The 19,540-nt window shown below is 63.9% G+C and carries 20 protein-coding genes and 1 tRNA gene; 8 read left to right on the top strand and 13 right to left on the bottom strand.

The features are described from left to right. Nucleotides 1-41: 41 nt before the first annotated feature. The 4 genes from V3587_RS27015 to V3587_RS27000 all read right to left on the bottom strand — a co-directional run bounded on the left by V3587_RS27015 (nt 42) and on the right by V3587_RS27000 (nt 3,685). Nucleotides 42-1,292 (bottom strand): saccharopine dehydrogenase family protein, encoded by a 1,251-nt coding sequence (locus V3587_RS27015; RefSeq protein WP_054781805.1) that lies wholly within the window; start codon nt 1,290-1,292, stop codon nt 42-44. Between the two features lie 44 nt (nt 1,293-1,336). Further along, nucleotides 1,337-1,768 (bottom strand): universal stress protein, encoded by a 432-nt coding sequence (locus tag V3587_RS27010; protein WP_003946198.1) that lies wholly within the window; start codon nt 1,766-1,768, stop codon nt 1,337-1,339. Between the two features lie 181 nt (nt 1,769-1,949). Further along, nucleotides 1,950-3,491, bottom strand: coding sequence for an SDR family NAD(P)-dependent oxidoreductase (locus V3587_RS27005; protein ID WP_007732011.1), 1,542 nt, complete (start codon nt 3,489-3,491; stop codon nt 1,950-1,952). Nucleotides 3,492-3,599: 108 nt separating this feature from the next. Further along, nucleotides 3,600-3,685 (bottom strand) — tRNA-Leu (locus tag V3587_RS27000). A gap of 118 nt (nt 3,686-3,803) precedes the next feature. Here V3587_RS27000 and V3587_RS26995 point away from each other — a divergent pair. Both V3587_RS26995 and V3587_RS26990 read left to right on the top strand, forming a co-directional pair. Beyond that, nucleotides 3,804-5,156, top strand: a complete 1,353-nt coding sequence (locus tag V3587_RS26995) for a M20/M25/M40 family metallo-hydrolase (protein WP_003946170.1) — start codon at nt 3,804-3,806, stop codon at nt 5,154-5,156. Nucleotides 5,157-5,221: 65 nt separating this feature from the next. Continuing rightward, entirely contained in the window at nt 5,222-5,758 is a 537-nt protein-coding gene (locus V3587_RS26990; RefSeq protein WP_054187383.1) for a YbhB/YbcL family Raf kinase inhibitor-like protein, read from the top strand. Nucleotides 5,759-5,816: 58 nt separating this feature from the next. Here V3587_RS26990 and V3587_RS26985 read toward each other — a convergent pair whose 3' ends face one another. The 3 genes from V3587_RS26985 to V3587_RS26975 form a co-directional block, all read right to left on the bottom strand. Continuing rightward, nucleotides 5,817-6,887: a quinone-dependent dihydroorotate dehydrogenase gene (locus tag V3587_RS26985; RefSeq protein ID WP_054187384.1), complete on the bottom strand. Its 1,071-nt coding sequence runs from the start codon at nt 6,885-6,887 to the stop codon at nt 5,817-5,819. A 75-nt stretch (nt 6,888-6,962) separates the two neighbouring features. Further along, complete coding sequence (locus V3587_RS26980) at nt 6,963-7,211, bottom strand: DUF5703 family protein (protein WP_003946171.1); 249 nt, start codon at nt 7,209-7,211, stop codon at nt 6,963-6,965. Continuing rightward, entirely contained in the window at nt 7,211-8,236 is a 1,026-nt protein-coding gene (locus V3587_RS26975; protein WP_054187385.1) for a YncE family protein, read from the bottom strand. The genes V3587_RS26980 and V3587_RS26975 overlap by 1 nt, the downstream gene beginning before the upstream one ends. Before the next feature lie 183 nt (nt 8,237-8,419). Here V3587_RS26975 and V3587_RS26970 point away from each other — a divergent pair, with 183 nt between their 5' ends. Beyond that, entirely contained in the window at nt 8,420-8,842 is a 423-nt protein-coding gene (locus V3587_RS26970; protein WP_007733387.1) for a hypothetical protein, read from the top strand. On the opposite strand, the gene V3587_RS26965 is transcribed toward V3587_RS26970, so the two are convergent. The 5 genes from V3587_RS26965 to V3587_RS26945 all read right to left on the bottom strand — a co-directional run bounded on the left by V3587_RS26965 (nt 8,823) and on the right by V3587_RS26945 (nt 13,562). Beyond that, on the bottom strand, nt 8,823-9,686 hold the full coding sequence (locus tag V3587_RS26965; RefSeq protein WP_007733386.1) for a heme ABC transporter ATP-binding protein: 864 nt from the start codon (nt 9,684-9,686) through the stop codon (nt 8,823-8,825). The two genes, V3587_RS26970 and V3587_RS26965, sit on opposite strands and share 20 nt — an antisense overlap. Continuing rightward, nucleotides 9,683-10,780 (bottom strand): FecCD family ABC transporter permease, encoded by a 1,098-nt coding sequence (locus V3587_RS26960; protein WP_030537529.1) that lies wholly within the window; start codon nt 10,778-10,780, stop codon nt 9,683-9,685. The genes V3587_RS26965 and V3587_RS26960 overlap by 4 nt, the downstream gene beginning before the upstream one ends. Nucleotides 10,781-10,843: 63 nt before the next feature. After that, nucleotides 10,844-11,851, bottom strand: coding sequence for a heme/hemin ABC transporter substrate-binding protein (locus tag V3587_RS26955; protein WP_054187387.1), 1,008 nt, complete (start codon nt 11,849-11,851; stop codon nt 10,844-10,846). Then, a complete protein-coding gene (locus tag V3587_RS26950) occupies nt 11,848-12,534 on the bottom strand; it encodes a biliverdin-producing heme oxygenase (protein ID WP_054187388.1) in 687 nt (228 codons plus the stop codon). The genes V3587_RS26955 and V3587_RS26950 overlap by 4 nt, the downstream gene beginning before the upstream one ends. 92 nt (nt 12,535-12,626) lie before the next feature. Continuing rightward, on the bottom strand, nt 12,627-13,562 hold the full coding sequence (locus V3587_RS26945) for an aldo/keto reductase (RefSeq protein ID WP_003946175.1): 936 nt from the start codon (nt 13,560-13,562) through the stop codon (nt 12,627-12,629). Nucleotides 13,563-13,790: 228 nt separating this feature from the next. On the opposite strand from V3587_RS26945, the gene V3587_RS26940 reads away from it, so the two are divergent. From V3587_RS26940 to V3587_RS26925, 4 genes are read left to right on the top strand one after another with little or no spacing between them, the layout of a single operon-like run. Further along, a complete protein-coding gene (locus tag V3587_RS26940) occupies nt 13,791-14,636 on the top strand; it encodes an undecaprenyl-diphosphate phosphatase (RefSeq protein ID WP_030537531.1) in 846 nt (281 codons plus the stop codon). A gap of 58 nt (nt 14,637-14,694) precedes the next feature. Beyond that, nucleotides 14,695-15,390: a histidine phosphatase family protein gene (locus V3587_RS26935; protein WP_003946173.1), complete on the top strand. Its 696-nt coding sequence runs from the start codon at nt 14,695-14,697 to the stop codon at nt 15,388-15,390. A 55-nt stretch (nt 15,391-15,445) separates the two neighbouring features. Next, complete coding sequence (locus tag V3587_RS26930) at nt 15,446-16,045, top strand: DUF3090 domain-containing protein (RefSeq protein WP_003946200.1); 600 nt, start codon at nt 15,446-15,448, stop codon at nt 16,043-16,045. 4 nt (nt 16,046-16,049) lie between these two features. Beyond that, the gene (locus V3587_RS26925) at nt 16,050-16,856 is read left to right on the top strand and encodes an SCO1664 family protein (protein WP_030537533.1); all 807 of its coding nucleotides are present in this window, start codon (nt 16,050-16,052) and stop codon (nt 16,854-16,856) included. Here the strand turns inward: V3587_RS26925 and V3587_RS26920 are convergent. Then, nucleotides 16,853-17,314: a MarR family winged helix-turn-helix transcriptional regulator gene (locus V3587_RS26920; RefSeq protein WP_003946187.1), complete on the bottom strand. Its 462-nt coding sequence runs from the start codon at nt 17,312-17,314 to the stop codon at nt 16,853-16,855. The genes V3587_RS26925 and V3587_RS26920 overlap by 4 nt on opposite strands. A 127-nt stretch (nt 17,315-17,441) precedes the next feature. Between V3587_RS26920 and V3587_RS26915 the strand changes: the two genes are divergently transcribed. Further along, nucleotides 17,442-19,532 carry an MMPL family transporter gene (locus V3587_RS26915; protein ID WP_411742247.1) on the top strand — a complete coding sequence of 697 codons (2,091 nt, stop codon included), beginning with the start codon at nt 17,442-17,444 and terminating at the stop codon, nt 19,530-19,532. The last annotated feature ends 8 nt before the right edge of the window (nt 19,533-19,540 follow it).

Here is a 19,540-nt window from a genome sequence, read left to right as displayed (position 1 = left end):
GGGCGCGAAGAGCTGAAACGATCAAGTGAAATTCGTTCTGTCTAGAGTTTGCGCGCGGAAATCTCGAAACCAGCCGCGCGTAGACGCTCGACCAGGACGTCGCCGAGCGCTGTCGCTGGAGTCAAAACGCCGGTGGCCGGGGGAAGAGCCTTTTGGTCCTTCGCCAACGACAACGCAGATTCGCCGAGCATTACCGCCGTCGCGCTGTATCCCGGGTCGCCCTTCGCCTTCACTCGTGATGTGTATCGGGCGCCGGTCGTGGTCGTGGTGAACACGTCGAGCGTGAAGTGGCCCTTCTTCTGGGTGCTCTCGCTCGGACCTTCACCGGGAGCCGGCAATACCTTGTCGAGAAGGAAACGTGTCGGAGGTAGAGCGAGTCCGGCGACCAGCGCGCCGAGGCCGACCGCCACGCCGCCCGCAATCACCGGTGACACCACCGATGAGCCGACGCTCATCACCTCGCTGTACTTGAACTTCTTGCCGTACGCCCACTCTCGGAGCGCATTGCTGCGACGGACGACTCGTGTGTTGTACGACGCCATCACGAACGGCGCTTTCCACCCCTTCAACGACGGATCGATCTTCTTGCCGTCGACCACGCTCACGTCGCTCTGGCGTCCGAGTTCGGGCTCCCGATCACGATCGGGGCTCAGCGAGTACGGCGAGGCAGCAAGTTTCCGCAGGCGCGCATCGTCTTTCGACACGTCGATCTGGTTGCGAAGCGAATCGATGGTGCCACCGCTCACGCCGCCGCGCAGGGCCGTGACCACCAGGGTGGTGTCGGTGAGCTCGCCGGCGCCGTCGGCGGCGACCTTCTCGTGCAGGACGTGAACTCCGAGATCGGAAGGGATGGAATCGAATCCGCAGGAATGGACGATCTTGGCACCGGTCGACACGGCCAGGGCGTGGTTAGCGTCGATGCTCTCGCGGTGGAACAGCACCTCGCCGGTGAGGTCGACGTAATGAGTTCCGGCGGAGGCGCATTCGTGAACAAGGGCGTGGCCGTACTTGGCATACGGGCCGACCGTGGTGGCGACGACCCGGGTTCGCTGGGCGAGTGCCTTCAGTGCGGTGGCGTCGTCGGCGTCGGCGATGATCAGGGGGAGATCGGCAGCGGCGGTACCCAGATCGGCGCGAGTGGCTGCCAACTTCTCGAGGGAACGGCCACCGAGGCCGATCTTCGTGCCTTCGGGAGCATGTTTGACGAGGTAGTCGGCGAGTAGCTTACCGACGAAGCCGCTCGCTCCGTAGACGATGATGTCGAGTTCTCGGGCGGGCGAGGTTCCAGTCATGGAGCCAGCCTACAAACGAGCACCCGAAAGTGATGTGACCGAGGTCACTCGGCGGGGAGGGGTTCCTTGACGACGAGGATCGGAGCCTCCACTTCGAGTAGGAGACGCTGCAGCGGGCGTTCGAGGAGGAACTTGCCGATGGGGGACATCCGGCGTGTTCCAACGATCAGGAGATCGACACCCGCGTCGTGGACCAGGTCGACGAGCGCGGTAACCGGATCGCCGTCGTGCTCGGTGGTGCGCAGATCCCACTTCGTCTCCGAGAATCCACCGGCGTCGAGCGCTGACTGGATCTCGCCGCGAAGAGCGGCCCGATCGTCCTCGGTGTCTCCGAGGTTGACCGTGCCTCCGATGTTGACGTCGTCCAGGACGTGCAGAACCAGCAGTTCCTCGCTTCGACCCACGGATTCCCGTGCGGCGGCCACGATTGCGGCGCGGCCTTCCGGGCTGTCCTTGTGTACGACGGCGATCGTCATGGTTCCTCCGAGTCGGTGAGCAGTGTCAGCTCCATTATCGCCTGCAATGCTGTGCTCTACCTGAAATGAGCTACTCGACACGGGGGTTTGGGGGTGACGAGATCGCCACATCGGGGCGGCTAGGTGCTGCCTGTCACCACCGCGGCGGTGCCGCCCATCACCACCGCGGCGGTGCCGCCCATCACCACGGCGAGGGTTTGTAGTCCTTGAGGAAGCAGCCGTGCAGGTCGACGCCCAGTTCACCCTGAACGATGGGGTCGTAGACGCGGGCGGCACCGTCGACGAGGTCGAGTGGTGCGTGAAAACCTTCGTCGGCCAACCGCATCTTGGTGAAGTGTGGGCGTTCGTCGGTGATCCAGCCGGTGTCGACGGCGGTCATGAGGATGCCGTCGTCGAGCATTTCCTTGGAGCTGGTGCGGGTCAGCATGTTCAGTGCTGCCTTGGCCATGTTGGTGTGCGGGTGGCCAGGGCCCTTGTACGCGCGGCTGAACTGGCCTTCCATGGCGGAAACGTTCACGACGTACTTGCGTCGCGCAGCGGCCGCAGCCATCGACGGGCGCAAGCGCGAAACGAGGATGAAGGGCGCGACCGAGTTACAGAGCTGGACTTCGAGAAGCTCGATCGGATCGACCTCTTCGACGGTCTGAACCCAGCTGTTGGTGTGCGCGAGGTCGGGCAGCAGCCCGCCCGCGTCGATGGCGATGCCCTGCTCGATGCGATCGGGTGACGCCGACTTGGCGACGAGGGCGAGTGAACTGACCGCGTCGGCGGACAGATTTCCGGAGGTGATGCTTGCGACGTCCGACAGCGATCCGGCCAGAGCCGCGGGGTGGGCGTCGCTCGTCTTGCCGAAAGTCAGGACATCAGGCAGTTCACCGGCGGGAAGCGCACCGGACTCGGCGTCGACCAGAGCGCCGTAGGCACCGGGGGAGCGTCGGACGGTTTGCGCGGCGTTGTTGATGAGGATGTCGAGTGGACCCTGTGCGGCAACGGAATCCGCGAGTGCAACAACCTGGGCGGGGTCGCGGAGGTCGATGCCGACGATGCGCAGACGGTGAATCCAGTCGTTGCTGTCTTCCATCGCTTTGAATCGGCGGATCGCGTCGTTGGGGAATCGCGTCGTGATGGTCAGATGTGCGCCGTCACGCAGCAGGCGCAACGCGATGTACATGCCGATCTTCGCGCGGCCGCCGGTCAGAAGTGCGCGTCGGCCGGTGAGATCAGTGCTGGCATCACGTTTGCTGCGGCTGGTGGCAGCGCAATCGGGGCACAGTTGGTGGTAGAAGGCGTCGACTGCGGTGTAGCGCTGCTTGCAGATGTAGCACGGCCGCGCCTTGATGAGCGTGCCGGCGGAAGCGCCCGCGGTGTTCGACTTGATCGGAATGCCTGCGGTCTCGTCGTCGATGCGATCGGGTGAACCGGTGGCAGTCGCAGCGACCACTCGGCGGTCGGCTTCGTTGACGGCTGCGCGCGAGGCGAGGCGACGCTTCTTCTTGAGTCGCTTGAACAGATGGCCGACAGCGCGCTGCATGGTGATCGAATCGGGATGCTCGTCGTCGAGTTCGGCGGCTTCGGAAAGGACCTTCAGGCAGATTTCGAGTTCCGCGGGGTCGAGTCCGGTGAGTTCGGCTCGAGCAGATTCTGAATCGGCTGTTTCCAGCGAATCTGCCTGCAGTGCATCCGACTTCTTGGTGTCTGTATCCACTTCGAACTTCTGTTCCATCTCGATCGCCGCTCGCGCGGACTGTTCCCTGGTGCGGGAACTTCGCCAATTACGAGAAAAGCTCCGGTTCGATGAACCGGAGCTTTTCCTGTCTGTCTCAACACAGAGTGTCCGAGGGGGGACTTGAACCCCCACGTCCGTTAATAGGACACTAGCACCTCAAGCTAGCGCGTCTGCCATTCCGCCACTCGGACTCGGCCCCGATTTCTCGGTGCTGGGAAAGAGTATCCGATTAGGTGAGCTGCCCCAAATCGCCAGGTTGCGGGGCATTCCGGTCGCCCGCGTCGTTTGATTCGATGGTAGGAAAGTGGAATGACCACAACCCCGAATAATCCGAATCCGAGCAGAGCCGAAGCAGAAGTAGTCGAACTGGTCAGTTCCCTCATCCGCTTCGACACCTCGAACACGGGAGAACTCGAAACCACCAAAGGCGAGCGTGCGTGCGCGGAGTGGGTTGCCGCGCAGCTTCAAGAAGTCGGTTACGAGACGGAATACGTCGAGTCCGGAGCACCCGGCCGAGGAAATGTCTTTGCTCGTTTGAAGGGAGCCGAGTCGGGTCGTGGTGCGTTGATGCTTCACGGTCACCTCGACGTAGTTCCGGCCGAGCCCGCCGACTGGAGCGTCCATCCCTTTGCCGGCACCGTCCAGGATGGTTACGTCTGGGGGCGCGGCGCCGTGGACATGAAGGACATGGTCGGGATGATCCTGGCCCTCGCCAGACAGTTCAAGGCGGAAGGCGTCGTACCGCCGCGTGATCTGGTGTTCGCCTTCGTGGCGGACGAGGAAGCTGGCGGAAAGTACGGATGCCAGTGGCTGGTCGAGCACCGCCCGGATCTGTTCGAGGGAGTGACCGAGGCCGTGGGTGAGGTCGGCGGTTTCTCGCTGACGGTTCCGCGGCCTGACGGAACCGACCGCCGGCTCTACCTCGTGGAGACTGCGGAAAAGGGCCTCGGTTGGATGCGTCTGACTGCCAAGGGACGCGCCGGACACGGCTCCTTCCTCCACGACGACAACGCAGTCGCGACACTCGCCGGCGCGGTCTCGAGGCTTGCTGCCCACCAGTTCCCGATCGTGATCTCGGATTCGGTCGCGGAGTTCCTGACCGCCGTCGGCGAGGAGACCGGATTGGACTTCGATCCGGGATCACCCGACATCGACGGGACTCTCGCGAAGTTGGGGACGATCGCCAACATCATCGGGGCGACGTTCCGTGACACGGCGAACCCGACGATGCTCAAGGCCGGATACAAGGCGAACGTCATTCCGCAGACTGCCGAGGCGGTCTTTGACTGCCGCGTGCTGCCGGGACGGCAGGCCGAATTCGAGCGCACGGTGGACCAACTGATCGGTCCCGACGTGACCCGCGAGTGGATCACCAAGCTGGATTCGTACGAAACAACGTTCGACGGCCACCTCGTAGACGCCATGAACGAGGCGATCCTCGCCCACGATCCGGAGGCTCGCACAGTTCCGTACATGCTCTCCGGCGGAACCGACGCGAAGGCATTCGCGAAACTGGGCATTCGCTGCTTCGGCTTCGCGCCGTTGCAGTTGCCGCCCGAGCTGGATTTCAGCGCGCTGTTCCACGGCGTCGACGAGCGAGTTCCGGTGGACGCACTACTGTTCGGGACACGTGTTCTGGAACATTTCCTGCTCAATTCCTGACGAGCACGTAGATAGATCCGTGAGCTCGACGCACATCGAGCTCTCTTGTCACAGAAAGGATTCGCATGGCGCACGATCCGTACGAACCATTGCCGAAGTTGCCGAGTTTCGAGCTGACCAGTGACGACATCACTGCGGGCCAGCCGCTGAAGCTTGCTCAGGCCAGTGGAGCCTTCGGTGTCCCCGGTGGCGAAGACATCTCACCGCAGCTCTCGTGGTCCGGCTTTCCAGCCGAGACGAAGAGCTTCGTCGTGACGGTGTTCGATCCGGACGCACCGACTGCGTCGGGGTTCTGGCACTGGGCCGTGGCGAACATCCCCGCTTCCGTCACCGAGCTCCCCGCCGGTGCCGGCGCGGCGGACAGCGATGTCCTGCCCGCCGGAACCGTCACCCTCAGCCACGACGGTGGCGGGTTCGGTTTCATCGGTGCAGGCCCGCCTCCCGGGCACGGTCCGCATCGCTACATCGTCGCGGTGCATGCCCTCGACGTGGAGACGCTCGACGGAGTCACCCCTGACTCGTCGCCGGCGTTCCTCGGTTTCAACGTGTTCCATCACGCGATTGCGCGTGCAACCCTGACCGGGACGTTCGAGGTCGAATAGTCACTTTGCTGTGCGCCTTTATTAACCGCCCGCGGTTAATAAAGGCGCACAGCAGTTTCTAGCGAGGGTTCTCAGCTCCCACAGCCTGGGCGATCGACGAGAAACCCGCTGCGCGGACCCGCTTGGCTATCCCCTTGTGGATGCTGCGAGCCCAGAACGGTCCGCCGTAGATGAAGCCGGTGTATCCCTGCACCAGTGTCGCGCCGGCGAGGATCCGTTCCCACGCCTGATCGGCCGTCTCGATACCGCCGACCGAGATGATGGTCATCTTGTCGCCCACTCGGACGTACAGGCGCCGAAGTACTTCGAGTGAGCGCTCGGCGACCGGTGCACCGGACAGCCCGCCTGCGCCGAGTGCAGCTACCTCGGCGTCCGGGGTCTTCAAACCGTCGCGACGGATCGTGGTGTTGGTCGCGACGATTCCGGCAAGCCCGAGTTCGATTGCCAGATCGGCGACCGCGTCGACGTCCTCGTCCGAGAGGTCGGGCGCGATCTTCACCAGTACCGGCACGCTGACGGTGTCGAGCACGGCCTGCAGGATCGGGCGCAGTGATTCGACGGCCTGCAGATCACGGAGTCCGGGCGTGTTCGGCGAGCTGACATTCACGACCATGAAGTCGGCCAGCGGACCCAGAAGCTGCGCGCTGGCGGTGTAGTCGGCAGCGGCGTCGGCGGCTTCGACGATCTTGGTCTTGCCGATGTTGGCACCGATCGGGACCGTGACGCGGCGCTGTCGCAGGAAATTCGCCGCGTGACCAGCGCCGTGGTTGTTGAAGCCCATCCGGTTGATCAAAGCGCGGTCGGCCGGAAGACGGAAGAGACGCGGCGCGGGGTTACCGGGCTGAGCCTGGGCCGTCACTGTTCCGACCTCGGCGAAACCGAATCCCAACGGGCCCCAGGCGTCGACGCCGGTGGCGTCCTTGTCGAATCCTGCGGCGAGGCCGAGAGGTGCCGGGAACGTCAGACCGAATGCCTGACTCCGCAGAACCGGGTCGTCGACGACAAGGACTTTTGCGACCAGCCAGCGAAGGGGAGCGAACCGTGTCACCAGTTTCATCGCGGTGAAGGCAATGTGGTGGATGCGTTCCGGTGGGACCCGGAACATCAGGCTCAGCAGCAGTTGGTACACGATTCTCCAGCTCTTCGATGGTGTGATTTTGTCAGCGGTTTCGACAGCGGCGGGCCCTGGTCGTCTGTTGGACGATCAGTGCTGAATGCCGTCCGGATCGGTCACGTGCAGCGGCGTCTTCTTTCGCTTGAGGAGCACGCGACGACTGCCGTCGGGGTAGAGACGGACTCGGGAGAGTTCCCATCCGCCGAACTCGGCGGAGATCGCCAGACGCATCGACGCCGTGACCCGCGAAACGTTCGGCGGTAGCCGGAGCGGCACGTAGTCGAACTTGTCGTCCGACGTCTCCCACTGCGCGGGGATCCCGCGCGTACGCTTTTCCATCAGTTCTCCCGTGACGGGATGACCTGCAGCCCGTCACCGGTTGCCGATCCGACGATCAGATTGCCGTTGGAAGAGTCTACGGCCAACGAATTCGGCTGTCGCACCGTCTTGAACCGTCCGGTCTCCACGGGGATGCCGGACGACAGATCGAAGCCGACCACTTCATTGGTCGCGGTCAGTGTCACCCACACCCGATCCGCGGCCTCGTCGTAGGCGACGGCGTACGGCGACTCGCCGACGGGGTAGCGCTGGTGCATCAGGAGCGGATCGGCAGTGAAGACGAGCAGTTCGTTGCCGGTGGTGTCGGTGACCAGAATGCGTCCGAAGCGATCGGTGGCCAGATGAGTTGCGCCCTCACCGGCGCGGAGAGCGACGCCGAGTTTGCCGTCTTCGAGGTTGATCGCCGTCAGCGAGGTCTGATGGTGATCGAGGGCGCTCAGGTTGTCGCCGGTGACCGCGAGTTCGTCGACGGATGCGAATCCCGAAACCGTCTGTGACTGATCGGTCTTCGGGTCGACGATGTGAACTGAACCATTGTCCGTGCCGATCGCGATGCGGCCGTCGTTGAGTTCGACCGCTGAATTCGCCTGCCCGTCGACCGGGATGGACATCTGTTCGCCCGAAGTCAGATTCAGCTTCACTACCTGGCGATCCATCGACAGAAGAGCGCTACCGTCAGAGCCGATCGAAACGTCGCGTACGTCGGAATCCAGGGCTGTTGGACGACCTGCAGAGGCGGGGTCGGCGCCGGCCAAACCGTCCGAAGGAACGACCAGCACCGAACGGGGGTCGTTGGCAACCACTACAGCGCTGCGCGTGATCGGGTCGAATGTGATGGAATCGATCAGACCTGAATACGGGTGAACCACGCCGTCCGGGGTACTGGTGGTGGCCGGTGAGACCGCTGCCGTTGCGGGATCGATCGTGATGAGGTCGTCTCCGCCATCTCCGGAAGAACATCCTGTGACCAGCAGAACCGCCGCCCCCATTGCTGCTGAAGTGGTGCGGATCCCTAGGCGAGCCATGTGTAGTTCCTCTTTTTCTTGTCATCTGTTCTTCACGCAGTGCGACTGTCATCGATCATCCCTGATCGCAGTCGGGCGCCGTTCATCGCGTCGAGGAACTACCGACCATTCCGCTCACACCCTTGACGCGATACCGTACGAACAGCGATTGCGGTTGACGCTGCAATCACCGAGGAGATCATTGTGATTCCCACAGAACCCACCGATTCCGGCGCGCAGTCGCCCGAACCGGCGCGGCCGGGCTTCGAGATCGAGGACCTCACCGTCGGCGCCCATGCACACGGTTTCGGCAGGTCCGACGGTCGAACTTTCGCGTTCCGCGTACGAAAGAGCATGCTGTTCGTCGAGGTATACGGCGAATACTGCGAGCACAGTGTGCCGACCCCTGCAGACGTTGTCGCCACCGCGGAGCGATCGGTGACCGACATCGATCTGACCGACGAGCGAAGCATCGCCGGTGTGGTCCGCGACGCAGTTCTGTCCACGGAGGCTGATTGGTCACAGCCGGGTCCCGGTGACGGAGTTCGCGAGGGCGACGGCCGCAGCCTGCCGACGGTGAGAGCCGTCCTGAACAGGCTGGGATCGATCATCGATTCTGTTCGGTGAATTCTCGGCGCGGGATGACCAGGGTTGCTCCGGTTGTCGGATGCGGGAACACCTCGACCGGATAACCGTAGACGCGGGTCAGAAGCTCTTCGTGCAACACCGATTCCGGGGGACCGTCAGCGGCGATGCGGCCGTTTTCGAGCACGACGATCCGATCCGCGTACGCCGCTGCCAACGCGAGGTCGTGCAAAACGACGACGACGGCATCGCCGTCCGCAGCGCGAGCGCGCGCCACGGACATCACCGCTTCCTGGTGTCCGAGGTCGAGAGCTGCAGTCGGCTCGTCCAGCAGGATGGTCGACGTTTCCTGTGCCAGTACCCGGGCCAGCGCGACCCGAGCTTGCTCGCCGCCGGACAGCACGGCGAACGGCCGATTGGCGAACCCCTCGACATCGCAGGTCTTCATCGCCGCGGTGATAGCAGCGCCGTCGCGGTCTTCTCGGCGAGTTCCGGTCCATGGCGCACGTCCCATACGAACCACCTGGCGAGCGCTGAACGAAAATCCGATGGTGTGTTTCTGGGGGAGCACCGCGCGTCGGCGCGCCATGTCGATCGGCGACCACTGAGTGAGGTCGGTGCCGTCAACGTCCACCCGCCCAGCGATGACGGGCTGATCACCGGCCAACGCCGCAAGAAGAGTCGACTTACCGGCGCCGTTCGGTCCGACGAGAACGACTAGCTCGCCTGCCCGGACTTCGATGGACACGCCTTCCAGAATCTGCCGACCACCGCGTTCGACTGTGATGTCGCGCGCCTCGAGGGTGACATCACCGACGGCTGGGCTCTTCGGTTCGGGGGTGACGCGGCCGAACAGTTCGCGCCAGTTTCTTACGAGGCTGCTCATGCCCACCCGCCCTGTTGCGCGCGCGTGCGTCGGAGAAGCCAGAAGAAGAAGGGGCCGCCCACCAGAGCGGTCAGCATTCCGAGGGGCAGGTCTGCGTTGTCGATCAGCGACCGCGAGCCCAGATCTGCGACAAGCAGAACCAGTGCGCCGGCGAGGGCGCTCGCCGGAATCAGCGCGCGGTGGCCGGGGCCGACGAGAATGCGCATCAGGTGCGGAACGACCAGGCCGACGAAGAGGATGATTCCCGTGAAGGCAACACTTGCGGAGACGAGGAGAGCGACGATCAGTACCGCGAACTGGCGCAGCCGTTCGACGTTGACGCCCAGGTGACGGGCCGCGTGTTCACCGAGCGCCAGCAGGTCGAGACGTGGGGCGATCATCATGGTCGCGGCGATCCCGACGACGGTCATCGGCGCCACGATCAGGACTGCGTTCCAGGAAGCGCCGTTGAGTGAGCCGAGTTGCCAGAACACGATCTGATCGCGAGCGGACGGGCTGGCGACGAAGGTGAAGAACGCGATGAGCCCGCCGGCGAACGCGTTGATCGCGACGCCCGTCAGCACCAACGTCACTACTTCGGTTCGGCCTTCGTGCCGAGCCAGCAGGTAGACCGCCGCGGTGGTGACCAGCCCGGCGACGAACGCAGCCGCAGCAACGGCCCAGCCGGCCACGAACGTTCCCCCGACGACGATGACAGCACTCGCGCCAACTGCCGCGCCCGCAGACACTCCGATCACTCCGGGTTCTGCGAGCGGATTGGAGAACACACCCTGCAGGAGCGCACCGGAACATCCCAGCGCCGCGCCGACACAGATGGCGAGCACGACGCGGGGGAATCGAACCTCCCACAAAGTCACTTCACCGCTGGGATGGGCGGGCATCGGACCGAGGTCGAGCCCGATGCGATGCAGGATGCTTCCCAAAACCTCGAGAGGCGACGTCGGAACTTGACCGATGCACGCCGACAGCACCGCGACGATCACCAGGGCGAGAGTCAAGCTGACCAGAACCGCACTCACCCGCGACCGCGACGCGGGGCCAGACGCCGACTTGTCGGCGCCCCCGACGTCGTGTGAATCCTCAGCTGCGGACACAGTCTTACCTGCTTCGGAACTACCTGTCTCTGTACTCACGAATCAGCACTCACGAATCTTTGCTCACGATCCACCGGGCTCGTAGATCGCTTCGGCGAGTGCCGCCATGACGCGTCCGGTGTTCGGCCCGAAGCTGAGCAGTACACCGTCCTCCATGTCGACTACTCGTTTGTTCTTTCCAGCCGGCGTCTGAGCGATGCCAGGGACCTTTTCAAGGCCGTCGATTCCGCCGATCGATGCCAATCCGTCCGTCATCATCAGCAGGGCGTCAGGCGCTGCGGCGATGAGCGCTTCGCTGGTGATGGGCACGAATTGTTGTGTGATGCCCGAGGCGGTTCCTGCATCGGTGGCGCCGAGTGCCTCGATCAAGGAATCTGCTCCGGACCCTTCACCGCCGATCATGGTGATGGCCGATCCGCGCATGTAGAGGAATGCGATTTTCAGTGGATCGCCCTCGGTGGGGACCAGGTCACGAGCTCCAGCGATTTCCGATTCGGTCCGATCGACCAGCGCCGCGCCCTGGGCGGGGACGCCGAGCGCGTCGGCGACGGCCTGGAGTTGTCCTGGCACACCCTCGAGTGTTCGGGTCGGATCTAAGAAGACGACGGGAACACCGGCGGCGCGCAACTGATCCTGGACGCTCTTGGGCCCGATACTGGTGTCGGTGAGAACAACGGTGGGATTGAGGTCGAGAATTGCCTCGGTGTTGAGCGATTGGCCGCCGACCGTGACAACCGGCACGTCCGCGACTGCGGGGAACTTGGCGGCGGTGTCGCGGCCGACGAGATTGTCACCGAGGCCGAGCGCCACCGTCGTCGTCGCGAGTGTCCCGTAGCGATCGGCCGCAACAATCCGGCTGTTGTCGGTGATGGTCACGTCGACGCCGTCGAAGCTCTTCACCGTCACGGGCAGTGTCGCGGTCGGGTTGTCGGACACGGGAACCGGGCTGGAATCTTCGAGTACCGCGGTCCTGGCACCCTGAGATGTCGTCGAAGTGTCGCTGGACCCGCAAGCCACCAGACCGAAACCGGCTGCTGCGACCAGAGCCGCCGCGGCCAAGCGCTTCATCATTTGACGAGGTAGCTCTCGATGTCGCCTTCGAGGTCGGCGAACAGGTCGCCGTTGAGGCGGTATGCCAGATTCACCTCGTCGATGAAACGCTGCTGTTCCTCGGCGGGAATCTGCAGTGCATCCAGATTCGAGCGGTAGTCGTCCTTGAAAGGCTTCGGCTTGGGGATGCCTTCGAAGATGTAGAAGCGAAGTCCGTCGGTCTCGAATCCGTAGGCGCGTTCGAGCATCCGGCGGATGATCTGTCCGCCCGAGAGATCGCCCATGTACCGAAGGTAGTGATGTGCGACGAAGCCGGCAGGCCAGTCGAACGCCACCTCCTTCAGGCGGGCGATGTAGCGCTCGGTTGCCGGCAGTGCCACGAGTTCGTCGCGCCAGTTCGGTCCGCCGAGGAACTCGAGATCGGCCTCGAGTGAAGCCACGCGCAACAGATCCTCGGACAGGAACGGGGCGACCAACTCGTTGTCGGCGTGTGTGCGGCCGGCCTCTTCGAGGCTCGTGTAGACGAGGTACGTCTGTCCCAGAAGTGCGGCGTAGCCAGCCGTGGTCAGCTCACCGCCGAGTAGTGCGCCTACGAATCGCGACTGCTCCGTCTTGCGGTGTGCTGCGTCCGTCTCGGTCTTGATTCGTTCGGAGAAGGCTGGGCCTGCGTCTGCGGAAAGGCTGTCTACGTCGAGCGTGGTCATTGATTCTCCTGAGGCTGTAGTCAAGCGTTGCCTACTAGGTTAGCCTGCCCTCGCCAACACGATACCTCCGGTATTTCGATCAGCGGGACAGATCAAGCGCTCACATCGTCGAGAGCCGCGGCAATCGCTTTCGGAAGTTCCAATTCTTCGGTTGCCAGTACTCCTGTCAACTGGGCGAGATCACGCGTGCCGACGACGGCGCTGGCCACCCCGGCGCGATCGCGCGCCCAGGCCAGTGCCACCGCCAGTGGGGAAGTACCCAGACCGTCGGCAGCGGTAACGACTGCGTCGACCACCCGGATCGAGGAATCGGTCAGATAGCTCTGCACATCCTGCGAATGTGCTTCGTCGGCGCCGCGGGAATCGACTGGAATGCCGTCGCGGTACTTGCCGGTCAGCACACCGCCCGCGAGGGGTACTGCGGCGAACACTCCGACGCCGTGATGGGCCGCCGCTGCGAACAATTCTTCCTCGACGCCGCGTGCGAGCAACGAGTACTCGGCCTGCGTCGCGGCGAGTGTTGTTGCGCCACCGGCTCCTACGGCCGTCGCGAGCTGCCAGCCGAGGTAGCCGCGAACTCCGACGTACCGCACCTTGCCGCTCGAGACGGCGTAGTCGAGGGTTGCTGCAACCTCGTCGACAGGCGTGAGCGGATCCCAGGTTGCGACCTGCCACATGTCGAGGAAGTCGGTTCCGAGTTCACGAAGAGTCGCGTCGAGCTGGCGGAGCAATCCGCGCCGCGAGCAGTCGACGCGGTCGGTGCCGATCGGTGTGGGGTCGATGCCGGCGCTCGAGCTGATGATGAGTTCGTCACGTGGAACGACGTCGTCGAGCAACTCGGCGAGGATTCGTTGCGCCGCACCGGCGCCGTAGGCGGGCGAGGTGTCGACCAGGGTTCCGCCGGCCTCGGCGAACGCGAGTAGCTGCGCAGCAGCCTCGTCGCCGTCCGTGTCGCGTCCCCATGTCAGTGTGCCGAGCCCAAGTCGCGAGACCCGAAGTCCGCTCGTTCCGACAGATCTGTGCTTCATAACCGCCTGCATCTCGCGCCCGACTCGTGTGCGCAAGTGCGGCACCCGAGAGATCTCACCACGTGCAGACTAGTAGGCGCTCGCCTCGAGTCGGGGTATTCGGACACGGACGTGCCGGGCGCGGCGCGGCGCCGTGGGCCCCGGTAGCGTGGCGCCGGTGAAACGTGAACCCGACACACGAAACCTGTGTGCAGTAACCCCATTCGAATCAGCCGGGATCGGTGAGTGATGGGCGAAGCGATGACCTGGCTCCAGGCCGTGATCCTGGGCCTCGTGCAGGGCTTGACCGAGTTCCTGCCCATCTCGTCTTCCGGACATTTGCGAATCGTGTCGGAGATATTCTTCGGCAGTGACGCCGGCGCGTCGTTCACCGCGGTGACGCAGCTCGGCACCGAGTTGGCGGTCCTGATCTACTTCGCACGCGACATCGTGAGGATCATCACTGCCTGGTTCCGAGGTGTGTTCAATGCCGAGCACCGGGGCGATCTCGATTACCGGATGGGCTGGTACGTCATCATCGGCACCATCCCGGTCGGCATCCTCGGGTTCTTCTTCAAAGACCAGATCCGTACCGGCGCACGCAATCTGTGGCTGATTGCCACGATGCTGATCGTGTTCGCGCTCGTCATCGCTGCTGCCGAGTACTACGGACGCAAGACGCGCCCGATCGAATCGCTCACAGCGCGCGACGGCATCATCATGGGTTCGGCTCAGGCGCTCGCGCTCATCCCGGGTGTCTCACGTTCGGGTGGCACGATCAGTGCCGGCCTTTTCCTCGGACTCACCCGTGAGGCCGCAGCCCGTTACTCGTTCCTGTTGGCGATTCCGGCAGTTCTCGCCTCCGGTTTGTTCAGCCTCCCGGATGCCTTCGAGCCGGCCGGTGAGGGTCTGAACGCGAGCGGTCCGCAGTTGCTGGTGGCAACCGTCATCGCCTTCGCGGTCGGTTACGCAGCGATCGCCTGGCTGCTTCGATTTGTTGTCGATCACTCCATGTACTGGTTCGTCGGATACAGAATCGCTCTCGGCGTAGTCGTCCTTGCTTTGCTGGCCACAGGGGTCGTGTCCGCGACATAGGGCCCGTTTCGACGTCGACCACCCGTCCGTGCGGCCACCGCCCCATTAGGGTTGTGGAATGACAGTTGTCCTACTGCGGCACGGGCGGTCGACGTCCAACACTGCCCATACCCTGGCCGGTCGAACGCCGGGTGTGGAACTCGACGACCACGGCCGGAAACAGGCCGAAGGCGTCGTCGATCGGCTGGTCGGTCTGGACATCGCGGAGATCGTCCGCTCGCCGCTGTTGCGGTGTGAGCAGACGGTCGGCCCCATTGCCGTCGACCGTGGTCTGACGCCGGTGGTCGAGGATCGCCTCATCGAGGTCGATTACGGCGACTGGACGGGTCGCCCGCTCAAGGAACTCTTGGAAGAACCGCTCTGGAAAGTGGTGCAGCGCCACGCTTCCGGTGCAGTGTTTCCCGGCGGTGAAGGGCTGGCCCAGGTACAGGCGCGAGCCGTTGCCGCGATCCGAGAGCACGACGCACGGCTGGCCGAAGAACACGGCAAGGACGTCGTCTGGATCGCGTGCACGCACGGTGACGTCATCAAATCGGTTCTCGCCGACGCGTTTGCGATGCATCTCGATTCGTTCCAGCGCATCGTCGCCGAGCCCGCCTCGGTCAGTGTGATTCGCTACACGGCGACACTGCCGTTCGTTCTTCGCGTCAACGACACCGGAGACGTGCTCGCCGCGATCGGTGCAGCGAAGGCCGCGACCAACGGTTCGGCTCCCGCGCAGGAGTCCGTCCCCGGCGGAGAGGTCGGTGCGTGAGCTGTGACGGATAATGGGTATTCAGTGATGTTCTGCTCGAACTCGAGGAGGTGCAATGTCGCGCGCGATTCACGTATTTCGCACTCCTGACCGATTTGTCGCAGGAACGGTGGGCGAACCCGGTGACAGGTCTTTCTATCTCCAGGCCGTGCACGAATCACGGGTGGTGAGTGTGCTGCTCGAGAAGCAGCAGGTTCAGGTTCTCGCCGATCGCATGGGCTTACTCCTCGAAGAGGTGCATCGACGCTTCGGAACCGAGGTTCCGCCACAAGCCGACGACGTCTCCGACCTCAGCCCGCTGGTCACACCACTCGACGCGGAGTTCCGGGTCGGCACGATGGGGCTCGGTTGGGACGCCGATGCCGGGGCGGTCGTCGTGGAGCTGCTTGCCGTCAGCGAGACGGAGTTCGACGAATCGGTTGTCCTCGACGACGCCGACGACGGTCCGGACGCAGTCCGTGTGTTCCTGACTCCGGAGCAAGCGCGCGAGTTTTCGCTGCGGTCCGAACGCGTCATCGCGGCGGGACGCGCGCCGTGCCCGCTGTGTGGTGAACCGTTGGCGCCCGAGGGGCACGTCTGCATCCGCACCAATGGGTACCGACGCGGCGAGTCCTTCGGTTTCGCGATCGACGACGCAGACGACGACGAGGTCTGACGTCGTGTCCGAACCTGGTGTGCCGGACGTGCTGCTCGAGGGTGATCTGACTCTGATCGGTCAGATCACCACGGCGAGCAACGCCACGCTGGTATGTGAGTCAACTCTGGGGGAGAAGTCCACCCGCGTGGTCTACAAGCCGGTCCGGGGTGAACGCCCACTGTGGGATTTCCCGGACGGCACTCTGGCGGGGCGTGAGGTCGCGTCGTACCGCGTGTCCGAGGCGCTGGGTTGGGGAGTGATTCCGCGAACAGTGTTGCGGGACGGCCCTTTCGGTCCAGGCATGGTGCAGCGATGGATCGACACCGTCGATCGCCGCGCGGATGGATCTGGTGGACTCGAGATGGTGGACCTGTGCAGTCCCGGCAACGTTCCGCCGGGGTGGTTCGAGGTCCTGCAGGCCTTCGACTCGGAGGGTGAACCAGTCTCTCTGATCCATGCGGACGATCCACGGCTGCAGCGAATGGCCGTTCTGGACGTCCTCATCAACAATGCCGACCGTAAAGGTGGTCACGCCCTCGAGGGCGTCGACGGCTCGGTGTACGGCGTTGATCACGGAATCTGTCTTCACTCGGAGAACAAGCTGCGGACGGTGTTGTGGGGGTGGGCCGGGCAGCCCGTACCCGGTGCTTTGATCGCCGACGTCGCCGAATTCGCGACAACTCTCGACGGGGATCTCGGCGACGAGTTGTCCGAACTGATCACCGAGGAAGAGATCGTGGCTTTGGCGGTGCGGGCGATGCAGTTCGCCGAGTCCGCGGTGATGCCTGAGCCGAACGGCCATCGAACGATTCCCTGGCCGGCCTTCTAGTCGCGAGACGTTTCCTGCTGTTCGCGAGTTGCCGTCTTCAATCCGGGTGAGCGAACCAATCGCAGTAGTTGTTCGCGCAGCGCGGCGACATCCCCGACGCCGACGGTCAACGCCGCATCTTCCTTCTCGAGCGTCAGTAGTCGCTCGTACGTCAGTCTTCCGGCGTCGGTTATCGCGATCACGCGCCGACGCTCGTCCCTCGGATCGGTGTCACGAGTGACGTAACCCGCTCGTTCGAGACGGTCGATCGTGCGGCTCATCGTCTGATCGGTGACTCGGGCGTTCTTCGCGATGTCGCGTTGAGACGCTGCCCCACCGGCGATCGAGTGGAGCACGATCAGGCCCGCGTGCGTCATGTCCTGAGACCGCAAGACCTTCTCCCACGAGTGCTCCACCAGGCGTGCAGCGGTGGACAACAGCCGGCCGGTGGGCCAGTCGTCCAGGCCGTCGCTGCTCATTTTTCTGCCTTCCGTTTGCAATTACTCAGCATGCTGAACAAAATAGTCGGCAAGTCCTCTGCTGCCGATCCCTGGAGACCCAGTGAGCACACCAGTACAAAATCGTCCTGTTCGTCGCCTTCGATGGATTGTGCCAGCTCTCCTCGTGATCGGCTGGCTGGCAATCGGAGGATTCGGCGGTCCGTTCGCCGGAAAGCTCAGCACGGTGCAGCAGAACGACAACACGTCGTTCCTGCCCGCGTCGGCCGAAGCGACCGAGGTGGCAAAGCTTCAAGAGAGCTTCACGGACACGCGCTTCGTGCCGGCCATCATCGTGGCGGAACGACCGGGTGGCCTCGAGCCCGCCGACTCCACCTTCCTGTCCCAGACCGTCGATTCGTTCGTCGGTACCGAAGGATTCGGCGACGCCTCATCGCCGCCGATCCCGTCGGCCGACGGCCAGGCACTCCAGATGTTCCTGCCGGTCGACAGCACCCTCGAAGTCAAGGACAGCGTGAAAGCGCTGCGCGCGGCGCTGGAGTCGAGCCCTGACGGACTGACGGTCAAGGTCACCGGCCCCGCTGGGCAGGTTGCGGATCTGTCGGCAGCATTCGCCGGTATCGACGGATTGCTGTTGTTGGTAGCCGGATCCGTCGTGATCGTGATCCTGATCATCGTCTACCGAAGCCCGATCCTGCCGTTCGTGGTGATCTTCTCGGCGATCTTCGCACTCGGATTGTCGAGCTTGCTCGTGTATCTGCTCGCGGACGCGGACGTCATCGCACTGAACGGTCAGAGCCAGGGCATCCTGTTCATCCTCGTGTTCGGTGCCGCCACCGACTACGCGCTACTGCTGGTCTCTCGCTACCGGGAAGAGTTGCGGATCGAGAAGGACAAGTACGCAGCAATGCGCACTGCGTGGCGCGCGACGCTCGAACCTGTCGCAGCGTCTGCAGGAACGGTCATCGCGGGCGTTCTGTGCCTGTTGCTCTCCGACCTGAACTCGAACCGCGGACTCGGTCCGGTGGCCGCCATCGGTATCGCCGCGTCCTTCCTCGCATCGATGACCTTCCTACCTGCTGTCCTGGTTCTGTTCGGGAGGACGGCGTACTGGCCGACCAAGCCGAGGTTCGATGCCGACCGCGAGCACCACGACGAGGCGAACGATCACCGGTTCTGGGCCGGGCTCGCTGCTCGAATCGGTAGGCATCCGCGCCGCTTCTGGGTGGCGTCGACGCTGGTGCTGGTGATCTTCGCGATGATGATGCCGCAGTTCAAAGCCAGCGGTGTCTCGTCGTCCGACATCTTCTTGCTCGATGTCGATTCGGTTGCAGGCCAGGAGATTCTCGGCGAGCACTTCGACGCGGGTTCGGGTTCACCGGCCGTGGTCATCGCGAATGCAGACCAAGTGGATGCCGTTGCGGCAGCCAGTCGCGTGGAGGGTGTCAGCGACGTGAGCGTCGTGCAGAACGGGGGAGCGCCTCTGGTTGTCGACGGGCGAGTCTCCCTGCAGGCGACGTTGACTGACGCTGCCGACTCGCTCGAGGCCGAAGACACCATCGTGCGACTGCGTGATGCAGTTCACTCAGTGGAGGGCGCCGACGCATTGGTCGGTGGCGTCACTGCGACCGACCTCGACACGAAGACCACCTCGACACGGGACCGGACACTCATCATTCCCGTGGTGATCATCGTGGTGTTCGTGATTCTCTCGCTCTTGCTGCGTTCGCTTCTCGCACCGCTGCTTCTCATGGGCACCGTTGTGCTCTCGTTTGCTGCGACACTGGGCATTTCGTCGCTGGTGTTCGACCACATCTTCGGTTTCCCCGGCGCGGATCCGGTGGTCCCGCTCTTTGCGTTCGTGTTCCTCGTGGCTCTGGGAATCGACTACAACATCTTCCTCATGACGAGGGTGCGTGAGGAAGCGCTGAAGATCGGCACCAGGGCGGGCGCTCTGCGGGGACTCACGGTGACCGGCGGGGTGATCACATCTGCCGGAGTTGTTCTGGCAGCAACCTTCTCGGCGTTGGCGGTGATCCCGCTGTTGTTCCTCGCCCAGATCGCGTTCATCGTGGCGTTCGGTGTCCTGCTCGACGCTCTGATCGTCCGATCCTTGCTGGTCCCGGCCTTGACCTACGACATCGGTCAGAAGATCTGGTGGCCGAGCAAGCTCGCGTCGACGCCCGAACCAGAGCAGGATCAGCCAGCACCTTCCCAGCCTCAGAGCAGTCTCCACTAGGCTCGGCA

This window comes from Rhodococcus sp. IEGM 1306, assembly GCF_036541985.1.
In the GTDB taxonomy this organism is placed as follows: Bacteria; Actinomycetota; Actinomycetes; order Mycobacteriales; family Mycobacteriaceae; genus Rhodococcus_F; species Rhodococcus_F qingshengii.
Note: the sequence above shows the minus strand (reverse complement) of the source record. Positions and strands in the feature narration are given on the sequence as shown.

Excerpts from the sequence above, each read along its gene's own strand:
- V3587_RS27015 (WP_054781805.1), bottom strand. The coding sequence starts at position 1,292 with ATGACTGGAACCTCGCCCGCCCGAGAACTCGACATCATCGTCTACGGA.
- V3587_RS27010 (WP_003946198.1), bottom strand. The coding sequence starts at position 1,768 with ATGACGATCGCCGTCGTACACAAGGACAGCCCGGAAGGCCGCGCCGCA.
- V3587_RS27005 (WP_007732011.1), bottom strand. The coding sequence starts at position 3,491 with ATGGAACAGAAGTTCGAAGTGGATACAGACACCAAGAAGTCGGATGCA.
- V3587_RS26995 (WP_003946170.1), top strand. The coding sequence starts at position 3,804 with ATGACCACAACCCCGAATAATCCGAATCCGAGCAGAGCCGAAGCAGAA.
- V3587_RS26990 (WP_054187383.1), top strand. The coding sequence starts at position 5,222 with ATGGCGCACGATCCGTACGAACCATTGCCGAAGTTGCCGAGTTTCGAG.
- V3587_RS26980 (WP_003946171.1), bottom strand. The coding sequence starts at position 7,211 with ATGGAAAAGCGTACGCGCGGGATCCCCGCGCAGTGGGAGACGTCGGAC.
- V3587_RS26975 (WP_054187385.1), bottom strand. The coding sequence starts at position 8,236 with ATGGCTCGCCTAGGGATCCGCACCACTTCAGCAGCAATGGGGGCGGCG.
- V3587_RS26965 (WP_007733386.1), bottom strand. The coding sequence starts at position 9,686 with ATGAGCAGCCTCGTAAGAAACTGGCGCGAACTGTTCGGCCGCGTCACC.
- V3587_RS26955 (WP_054187387.1), bottom strand. The coding sequence starts at position 11,851 with ATGATGAAGCGCTTGGCCGCGGCGGCTCTGGTCGCAGCAGCCGGTTTC.
- V3587_RS26950 (WP_054187388.1), bottom strand. The coding sequence starts at position 12,534 with ATGACCACGCTCGACGTAGACAGCCTTTCCGCAGACGCAGGCCCAGCC.
- V3587_RS26945 (WP_003946175.1), bottom strand. The coding sequence starts at position 13,562 with ATGAAGCACAGATCTGTCGGAACGAGCGGACTTCGGGTCTCGCGACTT.
- V3587_RS26940 (WP_030537531.1), top strand. The coding sequence starts at position 13,791 with ATGGGCGAAGCGATGACCTGGCTCCAGGCCGTGATCCTGGGCCTCGTG.
- V3587_RS26935 (WP_003946173.1), top strand. The coding sequence starts at position 14,695 with ATGACAGTTGTCCTACTGCGGCACGGGCGGTCGACGTCCAACACTGCC.
- V3587_RS26930 (WP_003946200.1), top strand. The coding sequence starts at position 15,446 with ATGTCGCGCGCGATTCACGTATTTCGCACTCCTGACCGATTTGTCGCA.
- V3587_RS26920 (WP_003946187.1), bottom strand. The coding sequence starts at position 17,314 with ATGAGCAGCGACGGCCTGGACGACTGGCCCACCGGCCGGCTGTTGTCC.